At 58.9% G+C, this 19416-nt stretch carries 17 protein-coding genes; 16 read left to right on the top strand and 1 reads right to left on the bottom strand.

Annotated features, from left to right (window positions below):
• Positions 1 to 7 precede the first annotated feature (7 nt).
• From ACRRQW_RS15520 to mqo, 9 genes are all read left to right on the top strand, one after another.
• A complete protein-coding gene (locus ACRRQW_RS15520) occupies positions 8 to 889 on the top strand; it encodes a 2-dehydropantoate 2-reductase (RefSeq protein WP_438482511.1) in 882 nt (293 codons plus the stop codon).
• Complete coding sequence (locus ACRRQW_RS15525) at positions 886 to 2004, top strand: PKD domain-containing protein (RefSeq protein WP_438482512.1); 1119 nt, start codon at positions 886 to 888, stop codon at positions 2002 to 2004. The genes ACRRQW_RS15520 and ACRRQW_RS15525 overlap by 4 nt, the downstream gene beginning before the upstream one ends.
• Positions 2005 to 2133: 129 nt before the next feature.
• The gene (locus ACRRQW_RS15530; RefSeq protein WP_438482513.1) at positions 2134 to 3645 is read left to right on the top strand and encodes a sialate O-acetylesterase; all 1512 of its coding nucleotides are present in this window, start codon (positions 2134 to 2136) and stop codon (positions 3643 to 3645) included.
• 60 nt (positions 3646 to 3705) lie between these two features.
• The gene (locus ACRRQW_RS15535; RefSeq protein WP_438482514.1) at positions 3706 to 4482 is read left to right on the top strand and encodes a DeoR/GlpR family DNA-binding transcription regulator; all 777 of its coding nucleotides are present in this window, start codon (positions 3706 to 3708) and stop codon (positions 4480 to 4482) included.
• A gap of 4 nt (positions 4483 to 4486) precedes the next feature.
• On the top strand, positions 4487 to 5242 hold the full coding sequence (locus tag ACRRQW_RS15540; protein WP_438482515.1) for a class II aldolase/adducin family protein: 756 nt from the start codon (positions 4487 to 4489) through the stop codon (positions 5240 to 5242).
• An 82-nt stretch (positions 5243 to 5324) separates the two neighbouring features.
• Positions 5325 to 7517, top strand: coding sequence for a bifunctional rhamnulose-1-phosphate aldolase/short-chain dehydrogenase (locus ACRRQW_RS15545; RefSeq protein WP_438482516.1), 2193 nt, complete (start codon positions 5325 to 5327; stop codon positions 7515 to 7517).
• A 97-nt stretch (positions 7518 to 7614) separates the two neighbouring features.
• Positions 7615 to 9054 carry a rhamnulokinase gene (locus tag ACRRQW_RS15550; RefSeq protein ID WP_438482517.1) on the top strand — a complete coding sequence of 480 codons (1440 nt, stop codon included), beginning with the start codon at positions 7615 to 7617 and terminating at the stop codon, positions 9052 to 9054.
• 99 nt (positions 9055 to 9153) lie between these two features.
• On the top strand, positions 9154 to 10428 hold the full coding sequence (locus ACRRQW_RS15555) for an L-rhamnose isomerase (RefSeq protein WP_438482518.1): 1275 nt from the start codon (positions 9154 to 9156) through the stop codon (positions 10426 to 10428).
• Between the two features lie 136 nt (positions 10429 to 10564).
• On the top strand, positions 10565 to 12073 hold the full coding sequence (gene mqo, locus ACRRQW_RS15560) for a malate dehydrogenase (quinone) (protein WP_438482519.1): 1509 nt from the start codon (positions 10565 to 10567) through the stop codon (positions 12071 to 12073).
• A 300-nt stretch (positions 12074 to 12373) separates the two neighbouring features.
• Here mqo and ACRRQW_RS15565 read toward each other — a convergent pair whose 3' ends face one another.
• Complete coding sequence (locus ACRRQW_RS15565) at positions 12374 to 12787, bottom strand: winged helix-turn-helix transcriptional regulator (protein WP_438482520.1); 414 nt, start codon at positions 12785 to 12787, stop codon at positions 12374 to 12376.
• Between the two features lie 28 nt (positions 12788 to 12815).
• Between ACRRQW_RS15565 and ACRRQW_RS15570 the strand changes: the two genes are divergently transcribed.
• The 7 genes from ACRRQW_RS15570 to ACRRQW_RS15600 all read left to right on the top strand — a co-directional run bounded on the left by ACRRQW_RS15570 (position 12816) and on the right by ACRRQW_RS15600 (position 19302).
• Positions 12816 to 13157: a nuclear transport factor 2 family protein gene (locus ACRRQW_RS15570; RefSeq protein WP_438482521.1), complete on the top strand. Its 342-nt coding sequence runs from the start codon at positions 12816 to 12818 to the stop codon at positions 13155 to 13157.
• Complete coding sequence (locus tag ACRRQW_RS15575; protein WP_438482522.1) at positions 13154 to 13960, top strand: SDR family oxidoreductase; 807 nt, start codon at positions 13154 to 13156, stop codon at positions 13958 to 13960. Before ACRRQW_RS15570 ends, ACRRQW_RS15575 begins: the two co-directional genes overlap by 4 nt.
• Positions 13866 to 14237, top strand: a complete 372-nt coding sequence (locus ACRRQW_RS15580) for a malate:quinone oxidoreductase (RefSeq protein WP_438482523.1) — start codon at positions 13866 to 13868, stop codon at positions 14235 to 14237. Before ACRRQW_RS15575 ends, ACRRQW_RS15580 begins: the two co-directional genes overlap by 95 nt.
• Before the next feature lie 222 nt (positions 14238 to 14459).
• The gene (locus ACRRQW_RS15585; protein WP_438482524.1) at positions 14460 to 15533 is read left to right on the top strand and encodes a DNA cytosine methyltransferase; all 1074 of its coding nucleotides are present in this window, start codon (positions 14460 to 14462) and stop codon (positions 15531 to 15533) included.
• A 13-nt stretch (positions 15534 to 15546) separates the two neighbouring features.
• Positions 15547 to 16569, top strand: a complete 1023-nt coding sequence (locus tag ACRRQW_RS15590; protein WP_438482525.1) for an HD domain-containing protein — start codon at positions 15547 to 15549, stop codon at positions 16567 to 16569.
• A 28-nt stretch (positions 16570 to 16597) separates the two neighbouring features.
• The gene (locus ACRRQW_RS15595; RefSeq protein ID WP_438482526.1) at positions 16598 to 18358 is read left to right on the top strand and encodes an ORC-CDC6 family AAA ATPase; all 1761 of its coding nucleotides are present in this window, start codon (positions 16598 to 16600) and stop codon (positions 18356 to 18358) included.
• Positions 18355 to 19302 (top strand): hypothetical protein, encoded by a 948-nt coding sequence (locus ACRRQW_RS15600; RefSeq protein ID WP_438482527.1) that lies wholly within the window; start codon positions 18355 to 18357, stop codon positions 19300 to 19302. The genes ACRRQW_RS15595 and ACRRQW_RS15600 overlap by 4 nt, the downstream gene beginning before the upstream one ends.
• Positions 19303 to 19416: the final 114 nt, after the last annotated feature.

Below are 19416 nucleotides of genomic sequence, written 5' to 3' on the forward strand. Positions count from 1 at the left end.
TTTAATCATGACGAAGATCGCTGTTGTCGGTCCCGGCGCCATTGGGTGCACCCTGTTCGCCATGGTGGCGCAAAATCCCGCGCACCACGTCGTGGCCTGCGTGCGCACGCCGTTCGAAACGCTTGAAGTCAGGACGCCGGAAAAATTGCTTAGCTTTAAGCCCACCGTGCTCACTCGCCCGACAGAAGCGTCGCCGGTGGATTGGGTGTTCGTCGCGACCAAGACTTACGACATTGCGGCGGCCGCGCACTGGCTGCGCGTGCTCGTCGGACCGAAGACCCGCGTCGCGATTTTTCAAAACGGCGTGGAGCACCGTGCAAATTTCGCGCCTTATGTTACCGACGATGCGCTCGTGCCAGTCGTGATCGATTGTCCGGCGGAACGCACTGGACCTGGCAAAGTGCATCAACGTGGTCCGGTGAAAGTCACGATTCCCGACGACGAAAATGGTCGCGCGCTCGCGGAGTTGCTGCGTCCGCACGGTGCCGAAATCAGTTTAACCGACGACTGGATTACCGCGGCGTGGCGCAAGCTCTGCCTGAACGCGCCGGGTGCAGTCTGTGCGGCAACGATGCAGCCGACGGGCGTGATTCAACGCACGGGCATGCCTGAACTCGTGCACGCAATCGTCCGCGAAGTCATCGCGGTAGGTCGCCGAGAAGGCGCCACGCTCGCTGATTCCGTGGCCGACGCCGTGGTGGCTTCGTTTCACCACGCGCCGCCTGATTCGATTAATTCGCTCTACGGAGATCGTCTCGCGGGCCGTCGCATGGAAATCGACGCGCGTAACGGCGTGGTCGTGCGACGCGGCCGCCATCACGGCATCACCACGCCGCACAACGAAACCATTTTCACTTTGCTGAACGCCGTTCAGCCTTCGTCATCATGAAACTGCGCCTCTTCCTCGGCCTGGTTGTGTTGGCTGCGTTCGTCAGTGTTTCGTTCGCACTCGAAAAACCGGAAGCGACTTATCAGGTCTTCCAATTCGCTCGTGACCAAATCCCCCGTGTCGACGGCGACGCGGCCGACTGGGCGATGGTGCCGGAAAGCTACGTGATCAGTAAAGACCAGCTCACGAACGAATCGAAAAACCAGCCTGCAGCCGGCGACAAGTCACTCGCCGTGCGCGTGAAAGTCGGCTGGGTGAAAGGACTCAATCGTCTCTATTTTCTCTACGAAGCGGAGGACGATTTTTGGGATTTCAGCGAGAGCGGCCTGCGCAACGACACGTTCGAACTCATGGTCGATGGCGACGCCTCGGGCGGGCCGTTTGTGGGGCGCGATCAAAAAAGCGTCTGGCTGAAAGAGCGCGTGGGCGAATCCGCGGTCGTGCCGGACACGCGCATCAGCGATTCGGAATTTAAGTGGGCCGTGCACGGCGTGCATGCGCAAAACTACCACATCTTCACCCCCGCCGTAGACAAGGATTGGACGCTCGCGTGGGGCTCGCCGACGTGGATCAAAGAATTTCCCTGGGCCAACGCGGCGCAGCAATTCACGTTCAAACACGGCGACTCCGGCAAACTCACGTTGGAGTTTTGGATCACGCCGTTTGATTACGCCGGCCCGGAAGGCCCGCCGCGCGCCGTGGAATCGGTGTTGAGTGAGAACAAAATCATCGGCCTCTCGTGGATCGTGATCGATTACGACGGCAAGACGCCGCGTGGCTTCTGGATGCTTTCACCCAGGAAAAGCGCGCTCGGCCATGGTTCGGATTTATGCGCGTTTCGGTTGATGCCGATCGCCGAGCCGATGTTACCCAAACTCGCCGCGCAATGGTCATGGAAAATCGTCGAGATGGATCGCCGCCTCGTGGCGTTTCGCGATGAATCCGTTGGCAAGGTCGCCGCGTGGAAATGGGATTTCGGCGACGGCACCACCTCGACCGAGCAAAATCCGCAACACACCTATGCGAAACCCGCAAACTACGTTGTCGTGCTGGAAGTGACCGGTCGCGACGGCACGGCGAAACGTTCGAAAGTGTGGGACGTGCAGTTCCGCTGATAATTTTGGCCACAAAAAGCACAAAAATCTCGTTTATATGATGTCTGCGAGGCGCCGATGGGCGCACGTTAGATTTTCGGCCCCGGTAAAAACCAATTTTGCGCTTTTTGTGGCTAACAAATTAGCCCTATGAAACTTCCTCTTAACCTGATCGCTTCACTTGCCGGTCTACATTTTGCCGCCGCGTTGACGGCCGCAGTTCAACTCGCGAGCCCGTTCACCGATCACATGGTGCTGCAACGCGACTTACCCGTGCCGGTGTGGGGCAGGGCAGACGTGGGGGAAAAAGTGACGGTGGAGTTCGATGGTCAAAAGCTAACGGCCACCACCAACGCCGACGGCAAATGGCGCATCGATTTAAGGAAACTCAAGACTTCTGCCACCGGTCGTGAGTTCAAAGTCAGTGGCAGTGCCACGCCGACGCCGTTGGTGTTGAAGGACGTGCTCGTCGGTGAAGTGTGGCTCGCTTCGGGGCAGTCGAACATGGTCTTCACGCTCTCGAAATCGCGTTACCGCTGGGCCGGCGTGGTCGACGAAGAAAAGGAAATCGCCGCCGCGAATTATCCGCTGATTCGCATGTTCACGGCGGCCGAACAAAAATCCTACACGCCGCAAGAGCGCGTGGAAGGGAAGTGGGAAGTGTGCACGCCGGAAAACACGCCCGCGTGGTCGGCGGTTGGGTATTTTTTCGCGCGCGAACTGCAGCGCGAAATCAAAGTTCCCGTCGGCATCGTCACGGTCGCCTACGGCGCGAGCACCGCGCACGCGTGGATTCGCCGCGAAGCGATGCTCGCTGAACCGGAACTCAAAGCCGTCCTCGAACGCTTTGACGAACAGGTGAGGGGACACGTCGCGCCGACCGAGGCGGAGATCGAAGACTGGAAACGCGCGGTCGAACTCGCGAAAGCGGAAAAGAAACGCGCGCCCGCGCGCCCCGGCGAAGATCCCGTAAAAAACCAGCGCAACCCCGCCGTGATGTTTAATGGCATGCTCGCGCCCCTCGTGCCCTACGCCGTGCGCGGCGTGCTTTGGTATCAGGGTGAATCGATCACCGCGCCGCGCGAATTGTTTCCGCGTTGGAATGAACTTCTCATCAAAGACTGGCGCAAACTCTGGGGCCGCGAACTGCCATTTTATTTCGCGCAACTCGCCGCGCTCGACAACGCGAGCAACAGCCCCGAAGTGCGCGCCTGGCAGTCCGAGGCGCTTAAAATTCCGAACACCGGCATGGCCGTCACCATCGACATCGGCGAAAAGAAAGACGTGCACCCGCACCACAAAGCCCCGCTCGGCGAGCGTTTCGCGCGGCTCGCGCTCGCGCACAACTACGGACGCGCCGTGGAGTTCTCCGGCCCCGTATGGGCTGGCAGCGTCGTCGACGAGTCGGCAATTCGCTTATCCTTCGACCACGCCGACGAAGGGCTCGTGGCGAAAGACGGCCCGCTGCGCGGCTTCGAAATCGCCGGTGCCGATGAAAAATATTTCCCCGCCAACGCCCACATCGAGGGCAACGTCGTGATGGTGAGCAGCCCAGAAGTCCCCGAACCCAAGACTGCGCGCTACGCGTGGGCCAACTGGCCGGAAGGTGCTAATCTTTTCAACCAAGCGGAGTTACCCGCCGCCCCGTTTATGACGAAATGACGTCACGGTTATATGATTGACCCCAATCATATAATTGGGTGACGTGAATCTCTCATGCGCGTGCCCCAGCATCTCGTTGACCGTCGTCGCGAGGAACTTCGCAGCCTCATTCGGCTCGATGGTTTCCTGCCGGTGGCGGAGATTTGCCGGCGTCTGGGCGTCTCGGAAGCGACGGCGCGGCGCGATCTCGTGGCGATCGAAGCGAACGGTCACATCACGCGCACTTACGGTGGCGCGCTGGCGGATTACAACAGCTCGTTCGATTCCGTGGACGAACGTTCCGGTCGCGCGCGTTCTGCCAAAGAGCGTATCGCGCGCAAGGCGGTCGCGCAGATTCCGCGCACAGGCACAATTTTTCTCGATGCGGGCACGACGATTCAAGCCGTCGCACGTTCGCTCACGCAGCAACGTCGGGATTTTCGCGGACTCGTCGTCGTGACGAATAGTTTGTCGGCGGCCACGGTGTTGGGCGGTGTGGAGTCGCTCGAACTCCATGTGCTCGGCGGGATGTTTTTGAATCGGCAGGCGGCGCTGATGGGCGCGCGATCGCTGCAAGCGCTGGCGGACTGGAAATTTGATTTCGCGTTTTTGGCGGGCGAGGGGATGGACGCCGCCGGCATCACCAACTCTCACGACCACATCGCGGCTTTCCAGCAGGAGATGCTCGGGCACGCGGCCAAAACTTTATTCTGCCTCGATGCGACCAAGCTTGGCCGTGCGACCCCGCACCGCGTCGCCAATTGGGCGCAGATTTCCGCGCTCATCACCGACGCCTCCGCGAAGAATTTTGCAGAAAACCAAATCGAGTTGCCCGCCTCGAAACTCCTGCGCGCTTAAATTTATGGCTGAAGACACGCTCAACCAGCTGCTCAAACTCTCTCACGACCTCGGCCGCGAAGACCGCAAGCTCGCCATCCTCGGCGAAGGCAACACCTCGGCGCGCACTTCGGATAAAACGTTTCTGGTGAAAGCGAGTGGTTCGAATCTCGGTTCGCTCGCGCCGGCCGGCGTCACCGAATGTTATTTCGAAAAGCTGCTGCCGTTGCTTGATAAAAAGAAACTGACCGACGCGCAGATCGACGAAGCGCTGTTCGCCGCGCGCGTCGACGCGAATGCGCGCAAGCCCTCGGTCGAGGCGATCTTCCACGCGTATCTGCTGACGTTGCCGGGCGTGAATTTTGTCGGCCACACGCACGCGGTCGAAGTGAACAAGATCCTCGCGACCAAGCACGCGAAGGTCTTCGCGAAGAAGCGTCTCTGCCCGGACGAGATCGTGTGTTGCGGCGGTGAGTTCGTGCTTGTGCCCTATATCGACCCCGGCCTGAAACTCGCGCAGGCGATTCGCGCGGCCGTGAAAGCTTTCATTAAACGCACCGCGCTGCCGCCGCGCGTCATCCTCCTCGAAAATCACGGTCTCATCACGCTCGGCTCCACGCCGGAAGCGGTGTTCGCCGCCATGCTAATGGCCGCCAAGGCCGCGGAAATTTATTGCGGTGCTGTGGCTCTCGGTGGCGCACGTTTCCTGTCGCCCGCAGTCTCCGCCCGCATCGCCGGCCGCCCCGACGAGCATTACCGCCAGAAAGCGCTCGGGCTTTAAAAGCGTTCAGCTCTCAGCCTGCAGCTCCCAAGCAACTTCTCTCAACCCTCAGCACTCAACTCTCAACTAAACTCATACCCACATGTCCTCCTACAAATTCGTGAATTATTCCTGGGACGATGCCAAGGCGGCCTCGCTCGATCCGGTCGGTCGTTTGATCTACCGCTCCAACATCCTCGGCGCCGACCAGCGGATCACCAACACCGGCGGCGGTAACACGTCCTCGAAGTTGACCGAGAAAGATCCGCTGACCGGCCAGCCCACGGAAGTGCTCTGGGTGAAAGGTTCCGGCGGCGATTTGCGCACGAGCACGCGGGAGAATTTTTCCTCCCTCTATCAGCAGAAGCTGATCGATTTCCAGAAGCTCTACGGCGCGCGTAGCGATAAAGGCCTCAAAGCCAAAGCTGAAGACGACATGGTTGGCATGTATACGCATGCGACGTTCAACTTGAATCCGCGCGCTTCCTCGATAGACACGCCGCTGCACTCATTCGTCCCAGGCAAGCACGTCGACCACATGCACCCGAACGCGATCATCTCGATCGCCGCGTCGGAGAATTGCGAGAAGCTCACCAAGGAAATCTTCGGCGGCGACATGGCCTACGTGCCGTGGATGCGCCCGGGTTTCGAACTCGGCCTCGCGATGCAAAAAATCTCCCAGGACAACCCGAAGGTGCAGGCGATTATGATGGGCCAGCACGGTTTCATCTCGTGGGATAACGACGAGAAAGCGTGCTACACCCTCACGCTCGACCTCATCGAAAAAGCCTCCGCTTACATCGACGCGAAATACCAAGCCAAGGGCGGCGACGCCACGGCGTTCGGTGGCGCGAAATACCAGACGCTCGCGCCGGAAGGCCGCAACGCGATCTTCTCCGCGATCCTCCCGTGGCTCCGCGGCCAGGTGTCGCAACAAAAGCGTTTCATTGGCACCGTGCAGGACGACGAAAAGATTCTCCGCTTCGTAAACTCGAAGGACGCCGCGCGTCTCGCCGAACTCGGCACGAGCTGCCCGGATCATTTCCTCCGCACGAAGATCAAGCCGCTCTACGTCGACTGGAATCCGCAAACCGAGGACCTCGCGTCACTCAAGAAAAAGCTCGCCGCCGGCCTCGAACAATACCGCAAGGATTACGCGGCCTATTACACAAAATCCAAACACGCTAACTCGCCTGCGATGCGCGACCCGAACCCGACCGTCGTGCTCATCCCCGGCGTCGGCATGGTCGCGTGGGGCAAGGATAAATCTGAATCGCGCGTCACCGCCGAATTCTACAACTGCGCCGTCGAAGTCATGCGCGGCGCCGAAGCGATCGATAAATACATCGCGCTTCCGCAACAAGAGGCGTTCGACATCGAATACTGGTTGCTCGAAGAAGCGAAACTCCAGCGCATGCCCGCCGAGAAAGAACTCGCCCGCCAGGTTGTCATCGTCATCGGTGCCGGTTCCGGCATCGGCAAGGAAACTGCGCACCGCATCGTCAAGGAAGGCGCGCACATCGTCTGCGTCGACTTGAACGAAGGCGCCGCGCAAGCCACCGCCAAGGAAATCGAAGCCAAATATGGCGTCGGCATCGGCGTCGCCGGCACGGGTCTTTCCAACTGCGGTCCGGCCATCGGCCTTGCCGCCAACATCACGGACCGCGCCAGCATCCGTGCGATGCTCGACAAGGTTGCGCTCGCTTACGGCGGCTTCGATTCCATCTGCGTCACCGCGGGCATCTTCGTGCCGAGCGACACCTCCGGCCACATCCCCGACGACAAGTGGGCGCTCACCTTTAACATCAACGTCACGGGCAGCTACTTCGTCGCCGACGAAGCGTTCAAGACGTGGAAAGAGCAGGGCCTCAAGGGCAACCTCGTCCTCACGACCTCGGCCAACGCCGCTGTCGCGAAGAAAGGTTCGCTCGCTTACGACACCTCAAAGGCTGCCGCGAATCACCTCGTGCGTGAACTCGCGATCGAACTCTCGCCACTTGTCCGCGTAAACGGCGTCGCACCGGCCACGGTGGTGCAGGGCAGTGCAATGTTCCCGCGCGACCGCGTCATCGGCTCGCTCGCGAAATACAACATTCCTTACAAAGACGACGAAGCGACCGATTCGCTCGTGACGAAGCTCGCGCAATTCTACGCCGACCGCACGCTCACGAAATCCCCGATCACGCCGGCCGACCAGGCCGAGGCGTATTTCCTCCTCATCAGCAAACGCCTCAGCAAGACCACCGGCCAGGTCATCACCGTCGACGGCGGTCTGCACGAAGCGTTCCTTCGCTAATTATTAATCTTTCTCGTTCTCTTAATCTTTCTCTTTCTCTCGGGTAAAACTGGGAGAACGATTAAGAGAAAGAGGAACGAGAAAGATTATTTTTGTCATGCCTTCCAAAAATAAACCCCTTCATTGCGCGGCCGTTGATCTCGGCGCGACCAGCGGGCGCGTCATCCTCGGCACGTGGGCGAAAAACCAGCTCACGCTCCAGGAAGCGCACCGTTTCCCGAACAGCTTCCGCTCGATCGGGCCGAACGATTATTGGGACATCGCCGGACTCTGGCAGGAGATCCAGACGGGTCTCCGCAAAGCCGCCGCGCTGCTCCCGCGCGGGACGACGATGGCTTCCGTCGGCGTCGACACGTGGGGCGTCGATTACGTGCTGCTCAACGATGCGGGCCGTCTCGTGTTTCCGACGCACGCCTACCGCGATAGCCGCGTGCAACCGGGTCTGCAAAAACTCGCGCGCACGCCCGCCGCGCTCGAACGCATCTACGCGGCCACGGGTATTCCGAATGTCTTTTACAACTCCTCGCTGCAACTCGGCGAGACGGTTGCGAACTGTCCGTCGGTCACCGATATCGCCACGCGCTGTTTGTTTCTGCCGGATTATTTCAACTACCTGTTGAGTGGCCGCATGGAGAATGAACTCACGATTGCGTCCACCACGCAGTTGCTCGACGTGCATTCGACGAGCTGGTCGCGCGCGACGCTCGATCATTTCCACATTCCCGCGCACTGGTTTTCCGAACCGGTGAAATCCGGCACCAAGCTCGGCACCGTCCGCGATTTTCCGGAATTGAAAGGTGCGAAAGTCATCGCCGTCCCTGGCCACGACACTGCCGCCGCCTATGATGCCATGCCGGCGAATCCCGACGGCACGGATTTGTATCTCTCATCCGGCACGTGGTCGCTCGTCGGTTTCGAAAGCAATAAGCCCGTGCTCGGCAAAGCCGCGCTCGCCGCGCGCATTTCCAACGAACGCATCGGCGACGGTCGCTACCGTCCGCTCACGAATGTCATCGGGCTCTGGTTGCTCGAAGGCATCATGAAGGATTTCGCCGAGCGCCCGAAGAACGACAAGGAGTGGGCGAGTCTCATCACCGCTGCGGAAAAACTCCCGCGTTCCACCGCGTTGCTCGACGTCACCGATACCACGTTCGCGAATCCGCCGAACATGAAGGCCGCGATCGAAGCGCAATTAAAGAAGCGCAAACTCCGCGCGCCCAAGACGCTCGTCGCTTACGTCCGCTTGATTTGCGATTCCCTCGGCCAGGGTCACGCCGACGCCATGCGCGCGTTCGAAAAACTCGCCGGCCGCAACTTCAAACGCATCCTGATCGTCGGCGGCGGTTCCAAGAACCGTCTCCTGTGTCAGGCCACCGCTAACGCCGCCGGCGTGCCCGTCGTTTCCTTCCAACTCGAAGGCACCGCCGTCGGCAATCTCGCCAGCCAACTTGTCTCGCTCGGCGCCGTTAAGAATCTCGCAACCTTCCGCCAACACCTCGGCGCTGATTTAAAGAAAACTATCTATCAACCTCTATAATTGTCTCCATCGTTCTCATTCTCTTACTCGTTCTCGTTCTCTCGTTCGGGAGTTTTGAGAACGAAGAACGAGTAAGAGAGCGAGAAAGATTTTAAAACCATGCCCACCTCCAAACAAGTTTCCGCCGCTTATAAACTCGCGCAACAGGCCTACGCCGATCTCGGCGTCGACACCGAGAAGGCCATCAAGGCCGCGCTCAACATTCCGATCTCGCTGCACTGCTGGCAGGCTGACGACGTGCGCGGTCTCGAGACGCCGAAGACCGGCCTCACGGCAAGCGGCACCATGGCCACCGGCAGCTATCCCGGTCGCGCGCGCAACGGCGATGAGATGCGCTCCGACCTCGACCAGGTCTTGAAGCTGCTCCCTGGCGAACAGCGTCTCAACCTCCACGCGTTTTACGCGGAGACGGGCACGGATATCGTCGACCGCGACGAGATCGAACCGCAACATTTCGCCCGCTGGCTCGGCTGGGCCAAGTCGCACAAGATCGGCCTCGATTTCAATCCGACCTATTTCAATCACGAGAAAGCCAACTCCGGCTTCACGCTGTCCGACGCCGACAAGAACATCCGCAAGTTCTGGATCAACCACGCGAAAGCCAGCCGCCACATCGCGGAGAGCTTCGCCAAGACCCTCGGCACGCCGAGCGTGATCAACCACTGGGTGCCAGATGGCGCCAAAGATGCGCCCGCCGATCGTTACGCGCCGCGCGAACGCCTCGCGGAATCCTACGATACGATCTTCGCCGACAAGTCGGTGAACACCAAACTCTGCGTCGACGCCGTTGAAGGAAAACTCTTCGGCATCGGCAGCGAGGAATACGTCGTCGGTTCGCAGGAATTTTATTCCAACTACGCGCTCTCCCGCGACAAGGTCCTCTGTCTCGACCTCGGCCATTATCACCCGACCGAGTCCGTCGCCGACAAGGTGTCCGCGCATCTCCAATTCCACAAAAAGCTGCTGCTCCACACGAGCCGCCCGATCCGTTGGGACAGCGATCACGTCGTCATCCTCGACGACGCCGTGCGCAACCTCTTCCTCGAAATCGCCCGCGGCGATTCGTGGGACCGCGTGTATGTCGCGCTCGATTTCTTCGACGCTTCGCTCAACCGCCTCGCGGCTTACGTGATCGGCGCGCGCTCGACGCGTCAGGCGATTCTTCTCGGCCTGCTCGACCCGACCAAGCTGATCCAAGGCGCGGAAAACTCCGGCCGCCCGCACGAGCGTCTCGCGCTCATGGAATTGACCCGCTCGCTCCCGTGGGGTGCGGTATGGGACGAACTCTGCCAACGCGACAAGGTCCCCGCCGGCGCCGACTGGTTGAAGGAAGTCGCGAGCTACGAATCCTCCGTGCTCTCCAAACGCGTCTAGTCCGTCATCGTTCTCTTTCTCTTAATTTTTCTCTTTCTCCCTTCGGAGCATTGAGAGCGAAAAGAATTAACCGAGAGAAAGAGAACGAGTAAGATTAAGAGAAAGATTATTCCCGGCTACGTTTCCGTTTTCTTCCATGACTTCTCCTGCCACTCATATCGATAATCCCGACGTCGTGCTCATCGGCTCCGGCGTCATGTCCGCCAACTTGGGTGCGCTGCTCAAGCGACTCGACCCGACGCTGCGGATTCAAGTCTATGAGGCCGCGGACGAACTCGCCTACGAAAGCTCCAACGGCTGGAACAACGCCGGCACCGGCCACGCGGGCATTTGCGAAATCAGTTACACGCCGAAACCGGCCGACGGCAGTCCGGTGAAGGTGCAGAAGGTCATCGATATCTTTCAGGAGTTCGAGCAATCGCTTCAATTCTGGGGCCACGCCGTCGCGAGCGGCATGATCGAAAATCCGAAAGAGTTCATCAATCCGGTCCAACACATCAGTTTCGTGCACGGCGATGACCAGGTGGCGTTTCTCAAGTCGCGTTACGCGGGCATGTCGGCGCATCACTTTTTCGCGCCGATGGAATTTTCAACCGACCCGAAGAAGATCGGCTCGTGGGCTCCGTTGCTCACAGAAGGCCGCGATCCGAACGTGCCGATCGCCGCGACTAAGATGGACGGGGGCACCGATGTGAACTTCGGCGTCGTGTCGCGCAAACTCCTCGCGTGGCTCGACCAGCAACCCGATTGCGCAGTGGCTGCGAGCAACAAGGTCGTCGGGTTGGAGAAGAGGGCAGATGGGAGATGGGAGATCGAAGTTAAGAATCTCAAAACTGGCGAAGCGCATAAAACCCGCGCGAAGTTTGTGTTCGTCGGCGCGGGTGGCGGCAGCATTTTGCTTTTGCAGATGGCGGGTTTGCCGGAAGCGAAGGGCCTCGGCGGTTTCCCGATCGGCGGCAACTGGCTCGTGTGCGATACGCCCGAGATCGTCGCGAAGCATCAAGCCAAGGTTTACGGACAAAATCTTCCCGAAGCGCCCACGATGGCCGTGCCGCACCTTGACACGCGTATACTCGACGGCAAAAAGACACTCCTCTTCGGGCCGTTCGCCGCGTGGACCACGCGCTTCCTGCACCGCACGGGCAGTCGCGCGGATTTGATCCGTTCCATCAAGCCGCATAACCTGATGACGCTGCTCAAAATCGGCGCCACGAATTTCCCGCTCACGCGCTACCTCATCCAGCAAGGCACGCAGAGCATGGCCGGACGCATGCGCGTCCTCCGCATTTTTTACCCGAACGCGCAGGAGAAAGATTGGAAACTCATCGACGGCGGCATCCGCGTGCAGGCGATCAAGAAGACCGACGGCGAAGCCGGCATCGTCCACTTCGGCACCGAAGTCCTCACCAGCGCCGACAAATCCATGTCCGCGCTCCTTGGCGCGAGTCCGGGCGCATCCGTCTCGGTCAACATCGTGATGGAAGTCATCAAGACGAGTTTCCCGCATTTACTCGCTGGCGAAGCCGGCAAGCAGCGCGTCGAAGCGATTATCCCGACGTATGGAACGGACTATCGCAAACCGGAGAACGCTGCGCGTTTCGACGAACTGATGACGATCGCTCGACGTCAGCTGAAACTGATCTGAGGTAGGGGCGGTTATCCTTTGCCGGGCGATCTGGCCCGGACAAATCCCGGCCAGCCAGCAGGCCGAAACGGGGTTAACCGCCCTTTGCTCGATCTAGTTATAACAGAAGCACGCAAAGAGCGCAGAGAAGGGAGGGCCCGATCTCCCGCCGCCGCTAAAGCTATGGCGGGCAAGCCGAGCAGGCCGCCTCTGCCATCATTCTCTTTCTCGTAATCGTTCTCTTTCTCTCGTTCGGAGATCGAGCAGAGTTCGATCTGATCCGAGAACGAGAAAGAGTAGGAGAACGAGAACGATTCTACACTACCTCGCTGCACTGGCTGCGACGGGCACCGGCGCCGTCACTTCAACTTTCACTTCCGGCTTTTTGTCCGACCATTTCAGCAACGCATCGAGGATTGGGCAGAGCGATTGGCCCCACTCGGTGAGCGAGTATTCTACCTTTGGCGGGATCTCCGGATAAATTTTCCGCGTGACGATTCCGTCGCGCTCCAACTGACGCAATTGTTGCGCGAGCATCTTTTGCGTGACGGCGGGAATCGCTCGTTCCAAGTCGGAGAAGCGGCGCACGTGTCCGCCGAAAAGTTGGAAGAGGATCAGAAATTTCCAGCGGCCTTCGAGCCTTGCGAGCGCTTGCTCGACGGCTTCCGCGGCAGTGACGGCTGTCCACGCTTTCTTCGCGGGAGGGTTACTTACTTTTTTGTGGGTTCTTCCCATAAATGAAGCCTTCGGTTAAACTCCAGGGATGAAAGCACAAAAACCAATCCCTGAACTCCCTCCCGTAATCGCTGCGTATTGGGCGGCCTCGAATGCCGGCAAAAGTGTCGAAACCGCCGCGTGCTTCGCGACTGACGCCGAGGCCCGTGACGAAGGTCACACTCACCGCGGGCGCGCGGCGATCCAAGCGTGGATGGACGAGACCCACCGCAAATACCAGGCACAGGCCGAACCGCTGCGTGCTGAAACCACGGGCGAGCGCACCGTCGCGACCGCGCGGGTTTCCGGAAACTTTCCCGGCAGTCCGATCGAGTTGGACTACGCCTTCACCGTCCGCGCCGGCCACATCACTCAAATCGCAATCCAATGAAAACCACCGCTCCCACTTTTTCTGTCATGCTCGATGAATTTTCCGGCCAACGCGTGCTCGTCACCGGCGGCACCAAAGGCGCCGGCGAAGCAATTGTGCGCCGACTCGCTGCTGGCGGCGCGCGCGTCATCACCACTGCGCGCTCAACTCGTCCGGAAGGACTGCCGCTCGCAGGATTTGTCCAAGCCGATTTATCTACGGTCGCCGGAGCCGCCACGGTGGCGGAAACGGTGACGCGCGAATTTGGTGGCGTGGATATCATTGTGCACAACGTCGGCGGCTCGACCACGCCGGGCGGAGGATTTTCCGCCGCGACCGAGGAACACTGGCAGAATGAACTGAACCTCAATCTGCTCGCCGCGGTGCGACTCGATCGCCTGCTCGTTCCGGGAATGCTTGCGCAAAAATCCGGCGTCGTGCTGCACATCAGTTCCATTCAGCGGCAGCTGCCGTTGCACGATTCGACGACGCCTTACGCCGCCGCCAAAGCCGCGCTCAGCGCCTACAGCAAAGCACTCTCCAAGGAAACCGGCCCGCAAGGCGTGCGCGTGAACTCCATCGCCCCGGGCTGGATTTACACTGCCGCCTCCGAAACGTTCGTGAAACGACTCGCTGCCAACGCGGGCACCGACGAAGCCACCGCCCGGCAAGGCATCGTAGATTCCCTTGGTGGCATCCCGCTCGGCCGCCCCGCCTGGCCCGCAGAGATTGCAGAGTTGGTCGCATTCCTCGCATCACCCCGCGCGAGCGCCATCCACGGCAGCGAATACGTCATCGACTGCGGCACGATTCCGACCGTTTGAGTTTAATAAAAACCAAGCCGGCATCGTCCACTTCGGCACTGAAGTCCTCACCAGCGCCGACAAATCCATGTCCGCCCTGCTCGGTGCCAGCCCCGGCGTATCCGTCTCGGTCAACATCGTCCTCGATGTGATCAAGAAGAGCTTCCCGCATTTAATGACCAGCCCGCACATGGCCGAAATCGTGCCCACCTATGGCACTGATTATCGAAAACCGGAAAATGCTGAGCGCTTCAACGAGCTAGCTTTGGAAGCGCGCAAGTGCCTCAGGCTAGTTTAAGCATCCTCGTCGTGACGAAGCCTAGGCGAAGGCTTCTTATCGGCATAAAGTTGCGCGCTTGGTCGGAAAAGAGTTGGCAGCAGATAAATCAGTCTTTGAACTTTGCAGTAAGGGCCTGCTGGCCAATCGAGATTTGATTGGCCATTGAATGCCCTATGTCTGCCACTTTACTCACCGAACGTAACTTTTACCCATCTTTATGGGTGGCGTGCTGATAATGATATGGTGAGAAAGCCAAAGATTCTTGGGATTGATTTGTTTGCAGGGGCGGGCGGGTTGTCCTTGGGTGCTCAACTGGCCGGAGTTGATGTTACGCATGCAATTGAAAATCATCCAGCTGCTGCGGAGACCTACCGTATAAATCATCCCCAGACACGGCTGATTGATAAAGACATTCGTCTGGTTGCACCTGTGAACAAAAAGACTGGATCATTGAGCATTTTATTTGGTGGGCCACCATGCCAAGGCTTTTCCACCTCGAATCAGCGCACTCGGTCGACCAGCAATCCGCGTAACTGGCTCTTTGGGGAATTCTTCCGTTTTGCTCGCTTTGGTAAACCCGATTGGATCGTTTTGGAAAATGTCAAAGGGCTCCGCGAAACCGCTCAGGGGCAGTTCGAGGATATGATTCTGGATGAGTTTCACAACCTCGGATATTCCTCGGCGGTCTGGTCACTCTGCGCCGCCGACTACGGTGTGCCCCAGAAAAGGCACCGGCTCTTCTTTATCGGAAGGCGCCGCGGCAACCTGCCCAGCCTGCCGAAGCGAGGCGTTACGCATCCGGTCACCGTTCGTCAGGCGATTGCCGACCTTCCGCGGCTTGCCGTTGGCGCGGACGTTGACGAACTCCGTTACCGAATTTCGGCTTCACATGCCTACGCTAAAAAGATGCGCGGGACGCGTGCATCCTGCACTGGGCACCTCGTGACGACCAACAACGATCTCGTGCTTGAGCGCTACCGTCATATTCCCCCTGGAGGCAACTGGACGGACATTCCCAAGCGGTTAATGAAAAATTATACCAATCTGGTTGATGACCGTAGCCGCCATACCGGGATATACCGGCGTCTGAAATGGGACGAGCCATCGGTGGTGATCGGCAACTATCGCAAGAACATGTTGATTCATCCCGAACAGGATCGCGGCCTATCCGTTCGGGAGGCCGCGCGCCTCCAATCGTTCCCTGATCGCTATGCGTTTCTCGGTAGCATCGGATTCCAGCAGCAGCAAGTTGGGAACGCCGTTCCCCCTCTGCTCGCGGAGGCTGTCTTTCGCGCCATCATTGACGCCTGCTGACAATATTTTGCCCATGGATTCACTTACAGAGATCGAGAAACTGTGCGAAAAATGCGCCAAGATGCACCTCGATGCCGACCTGTGGGCCGGCTACATTGGCGCGCGGGCGAAGCTCTTCAACGAGGTCCTTCCTTACATCAGGGCGTCAGAACCACATCTCAGCGACCACGGTCCTGCCCACATCAAAAATGTGCTGAACAATGCCTACGAATTGCTTGGTAAGGAGCAGTGTGTCGGCAAGGAAAGCAAAAAGTCACTGGAGCCGATGGAATTTTATTTCCTCATGCTCGCCATCCTTTTTCACGACGTCGGCAACGTATTCGGACGGAAAGACCACAAGCACCGCCTCAAGGAGGCCTATGAGTTCGCGCGCGGAAAGGACGAAGGCCTCCTAGCCGAGCGCCGAATCCTGTTCAAGATCGTGGAGGCCCATGGCGGCAAGACGGCAGCAGGTTCTTCGGACACGATCGGCCCTTTGGAAAGCAACGGACTGTTCCGCGCGAAGCGAGTAGACTGTCGGCGCATTGCCGCGATCCTGCGTTTGGCCGATGAGCTAGCAGAGGGCCCTCAGCGGACTTCTCTGTTCATGCAGCAGCACTTCAAGTATGCGGAGTCATCCCAAGTGTTCCATGACTATGCGAGTGTCTGCATGGTGCATATTGGGCGGGATGACGGCCGGCTGGCATTGGTCTACCACATCGACATCATGCCGGAGGGCTGGGGCGCAGAGTTCGACGAAAAGCGTCTGCGGGCGCTTTTAGAATTCTGCTATCAGCGGATCGTCAAGATGGAGCTGGAGCGAAAATATAACCGGCATTACTGTTCACTCCTCGCGCCGTTCAAGCGGACTGAGGTTTCTTTCCATTTCCATCTCAAGAGACAAGATCTGCGCCATGAGCTGCCCAATATCGTGCTGACCGACCTGATCTTGCCCGACGACATGGGCCCATCGAAATTTACCCAGGACAACCCCGCCTACAGTGTTGACGCGCTGATGAAGGTGTTTGAAAGCGCGGTGTCCTCCGCTTCAGTCTAACTGCTGGGCCTCCCCAACTCATCCACACATGCCAGCAAATCCTTTTGAATTCGAGGCGGCCAACAAGTTCACGGTCGAGGAGATGGTGGACTACTTTATCCCGGACGAGACTTACACCCGGTTTGTAGAATCGCGAAAAAATGTCTTTCTCCTCGGCGACCGAGGCACGGGCAAGACCATGGCCCTGCGGTTCTACAGCCTGCCGGTGCAGCACTTCCTAGCGGGCAAGGGTGAGAAGCCTGTCGCGCAGCTTCTGGATTTCATCGGTATCTATGTGCCGTGCCGCAAGCCGGGCCTTGGCAAGACCGAGCCAGAGCTGCTCTCACCGTTTCTCGGCCGGCTGACGGGGGAGCATCTTCTAGTGACGGCGATGATTTTCAGTTTGGCCGAATCTCTAGCCTCAGTCCCGGATCTGCTGACGCCTGAGGAGGATGCCGACGTCCGCCAGACGATTCCCGACATCCTGCCGTGGGAGCTGCCCGACGGTGTTCCGCTGTTCGATGGCTTGGCCCGCACCGCGAAGAAGGAGTGGATTCTCGCTCAGCGCGAGCTGAACAAGCGAGTGATCGACAGTCACTATGATAATGTCGTCACCTTTTCCACGGCATTCCAGCCGCTGGTAGAGATGCTGACGAACGCTGTGGCGCGATTGAAGAAGAGCCACTTCAGCCTGATGTTTGACGATGCCGAGGAGCTCTCGGACTATCAGAACGAGACCGTGAACTCATGGATCGCCGTGAGGGACACATCCCGGATCAGTTTTAAGGTCGCAACGAGCGCTGTTGATCAGCGCCCGCTTACGACTACCACGGGGGGAGGCCTGCTGGAGCGGCATGACTTTCTTCGCGTCGACCTAGAGCAAGATTTCCAGAACAGCGAAGCTTCGTATGGGCGCTTGGCGCGCAAGATCGTCAACCGCCGGCTTTCGCAGGCGGGCATTAACACGAGCGCTGACGTTTTTTTTCCGGCTAACCCAACTTTTGTGACCGAGCTCGCGGCAGCTTCCGAAAAGGCGAGGGCCGACGCGGAAAGCAGGGGATTGGAGGGCCGGCAGGTGCGCGACTATGTGAACAAGGTGGATCGGGCGCTTTATTTTCGCGGTCGGCCCGCGACGGCGAATCGGCCACCTTATTCTGGATTCGACCTGCTGGTGCACGTGTCAACGGGAGTCATACGCTACCTGCTCGAACCCTGCTATGAGATGTATGACCGCGCGGTGTCGGCCCAAGACGACAAGTCGCTGACGCTGGAGGTGATTCCGCCTGCGGTGCAGACGGTCTGCCTGCAGGAAATGAGCAAGCGGCGATGGGAGTGGATTGGCGACGGCTTTAATGCCAGCGTTAAGGACTGCACGCGTGCCGATGCGACTAACATTCATCAGCTGCTCGACCAGTTGGCCGTGCTGTTCAAATACCGTCTGCTCAACCACCAATCAGAGCCCCGGGCCATTTCATTTTCTGTGTCGGCTCCCGACAAAATCAGCGTAGAGCAGCGCGAACAGCTCGACCGTCTCTTTCGCTCCGCAAGGCGAGCCCAGATACTTTTTGCGCGCCTGAGCACCGGCAAAGATGACGGCAGGCAGGACAAGTATTACACGTTCGACCGTCTGCTGTGGATCGACCGGGGACTCGATCCGGTGGGCCAGAACGCCCGTGTTTCAATCGAGGCACGCTTTCTGTGGGCGGCCGCGTTTGAGAACAAACCGCTGCCCTCCAGTCCTGAGGAAAAACTGCGGATAGACAGGGGAGAGGCCGGCCAGCTCTCGATGTTTGAGGGAGGTGTCACGTGAACGCGCGCAAGTTATTCATCACGGCGGCGAGTTGGGAGCCTCGGTTTCTACTTGGGGCTGACCGGGTGCTTAAGGACCATCAGTTCAACAAGGTTCTCTGCCTCTGGTTCACCGAGTTCGGTGATCGCACGCTCGACGCGCGCATGTCCCTCGGAGCCAAGGTGGGCAATGCCGAGCTTTCCCTCGTCGAACTGCCTATGTATTCTGTTTCCGGTGAGTCTGGCCGGCGCCGAACACCGGCCTATGTTACCGTTTGGCGCCAGATCCGCTTGGCGCTGGCTGATCCGGCACGCGACTTCGATTCATTCGTCTTGGACATCACCACTATGCCGCGCGAGGCGCTATGGATCACTCTGGATCTTCTGACCGAGGCGGGGTTGCCAGGAACAATTGTATATCACCGCGCGAAAAAACATGGCGATTGGTGCGGCAGCGAGCCGGAGCTTCCTCATATTGTCCCGAAGCTCGGCGGACTGCCGACGCTGGATCTGCCGACCCGGCTGATGATTGTATCTGGCTACGACGAGGACCGCAGTGAGCAGTTCATTGTCTCATTCGAGCCAAGCGAGACGCTGATCCTGTTTCAGGATTCACCCGCTGGCACTCGCGACGAGAATCGTGCTAAAAATGAAGAGCGCCACAAAACGCGGTTCGGCAAGCGCGACAAGACGATCAGCCTACACGGCGTAAGCTGCTATTCCGCTGACTGGGGCTTTGAGCAAATGATGGGAGCGGCTATAAAGATTGGATTAGGTGCAAACCTTATATTGGCCTCGCTCGGTCCTAAAACTTCGGCGGTTTCACTATATCGAGTTCATAGAAATTTGGTCGAGAGCTGCCTCATTTATGCACCTTGCCGGAACTACAATCCCGAATACTCTGAGGGAATTGGCGAAACCTTGACGCTAGAATGGGATTCTAACCAAGTTTTGGCAAACGTGTGATCTGCTTTAAACCCGTAACAGCATGGGTTATCAGGCCCACTACAACGGTGATGTAAGGCCTTAAGCAAGGTGGGCCAGAAGCCTTCTCATATAATGGCGAGCATGGGGGCAATC

Origin of the sequence: Oleiharenicola lentus (genome assembly GCF_051660365.1) — a bacterium.
Lineage (GTDB): Bacteria > Verrucomicrobiota > Verrucomicrobiia > Opitutales > Opitutaceae > Lacunisphaera > Lacunisphaera lenta_A.

Excerpts from the sequence above, each read along its gene's own strand:
- ACRRQW_RS15520 (WP_438482511.1), top strand. The coding sequence starts at position 8 with ATGACGAAGATCGCTGTTGTCGGTCCCGGCGCCATTGGGTGCACCCTG.
- ACRRQW_RS15525 (WP_438482512.1), top strand. The coding sequence starts at position 886 with ATGAAACTGCGCCTCTTCCTCGGCCTGGTTGTGTTGGCTGCGTTCGTC.
- ACRRQW_RS15530 (WP_438482513.1), top strand. The coding sequence starts at position 2,134 with ATGAAACTTCCTCTTAACCTGATCGCTTCACTTGCCGGTCTACATTTT.
- ACRRQW_RS15540 (WP_438482515.1), top strand. The coding sequence starts at position 4,487 with ATGGCTGAAGACACGCTCAACCAGCTGCTCAAACTCTCTCACGACCTC.
- ACRRQW_RS15545 (WP_438482516.1), top strand. The coding sequence starts at position 5,325 with ATGTCCTCCTACAAATTCGTGAATTATTCCTGGGACGATGCCAAGGCG.
- ACRRQW_RS15550 (WP_438482517.1), top strand. The coding sequence starts at position 7,615 with ATGCCTTCCAAAAATAAACCCCTTCATTGCGCGGCCGTTGATCTCGGC.
- ACRRQW_RS15555 (WP_438482518.1), top strand. The coding sequence starts at position 9,154 with ATGCCCACCTCCAAACAAGTTTCCGCCGCTTATAAACTCGCGCAACAG.
- mqo (WP_438482519.1), top strand. The coding sequence starts at position 10,565 with ATGACTTCTCCTGCCACTCATATCGATAATCCCGACGTCGTGCTCATC.
- ACRRQW_RS15565 (WP_438482520.1), bottom strand. The coding sequence starts at position 12,787 with ATGGGAAGAACCCACAAAAAAGTAAGTAACCCTCCCGCGAAGAAAGCG.
- ACRRQW_RS15570 (WP_438482521.1), top strand. The coding sequence starts at position 12,816 with ATGAAAGCACAAAAACCAATCCCTGAACTCCCTCCCGTAATCGCTGCG.
- ACRRQW_RS15575 (WP_438482522.1), top strand. The coding sequence starts at position 13,154 with ATGAAAACCACCGCTCCCACTTTTTCTGTCATGCTCGATGAATTTTCC.
- ACRRQW_RS15585 (WP_438482524.1), top strand. The coding sequence starts at position 14,460 with ATGGTGAGAAAGCCAAAGATTCTTGGGATTGATTTGTTTGCAGGGGCG.
- ACRRQW_RS15590 (WP_438482525.1), top strand. The coding sequence starts at position 15,547 with ATGGATTCACTTACAGAGATCGAGAAACTGTGCGAAAAATGCGCCAAG.
- ACRRQW_RS15595 (WP_438482526.1), top strand. The coding sequence starts at position 16,598 with ATGCCAGCAAATCCTTTTGAATTCGAGGCGGCCAACAAGTTCACGGTC.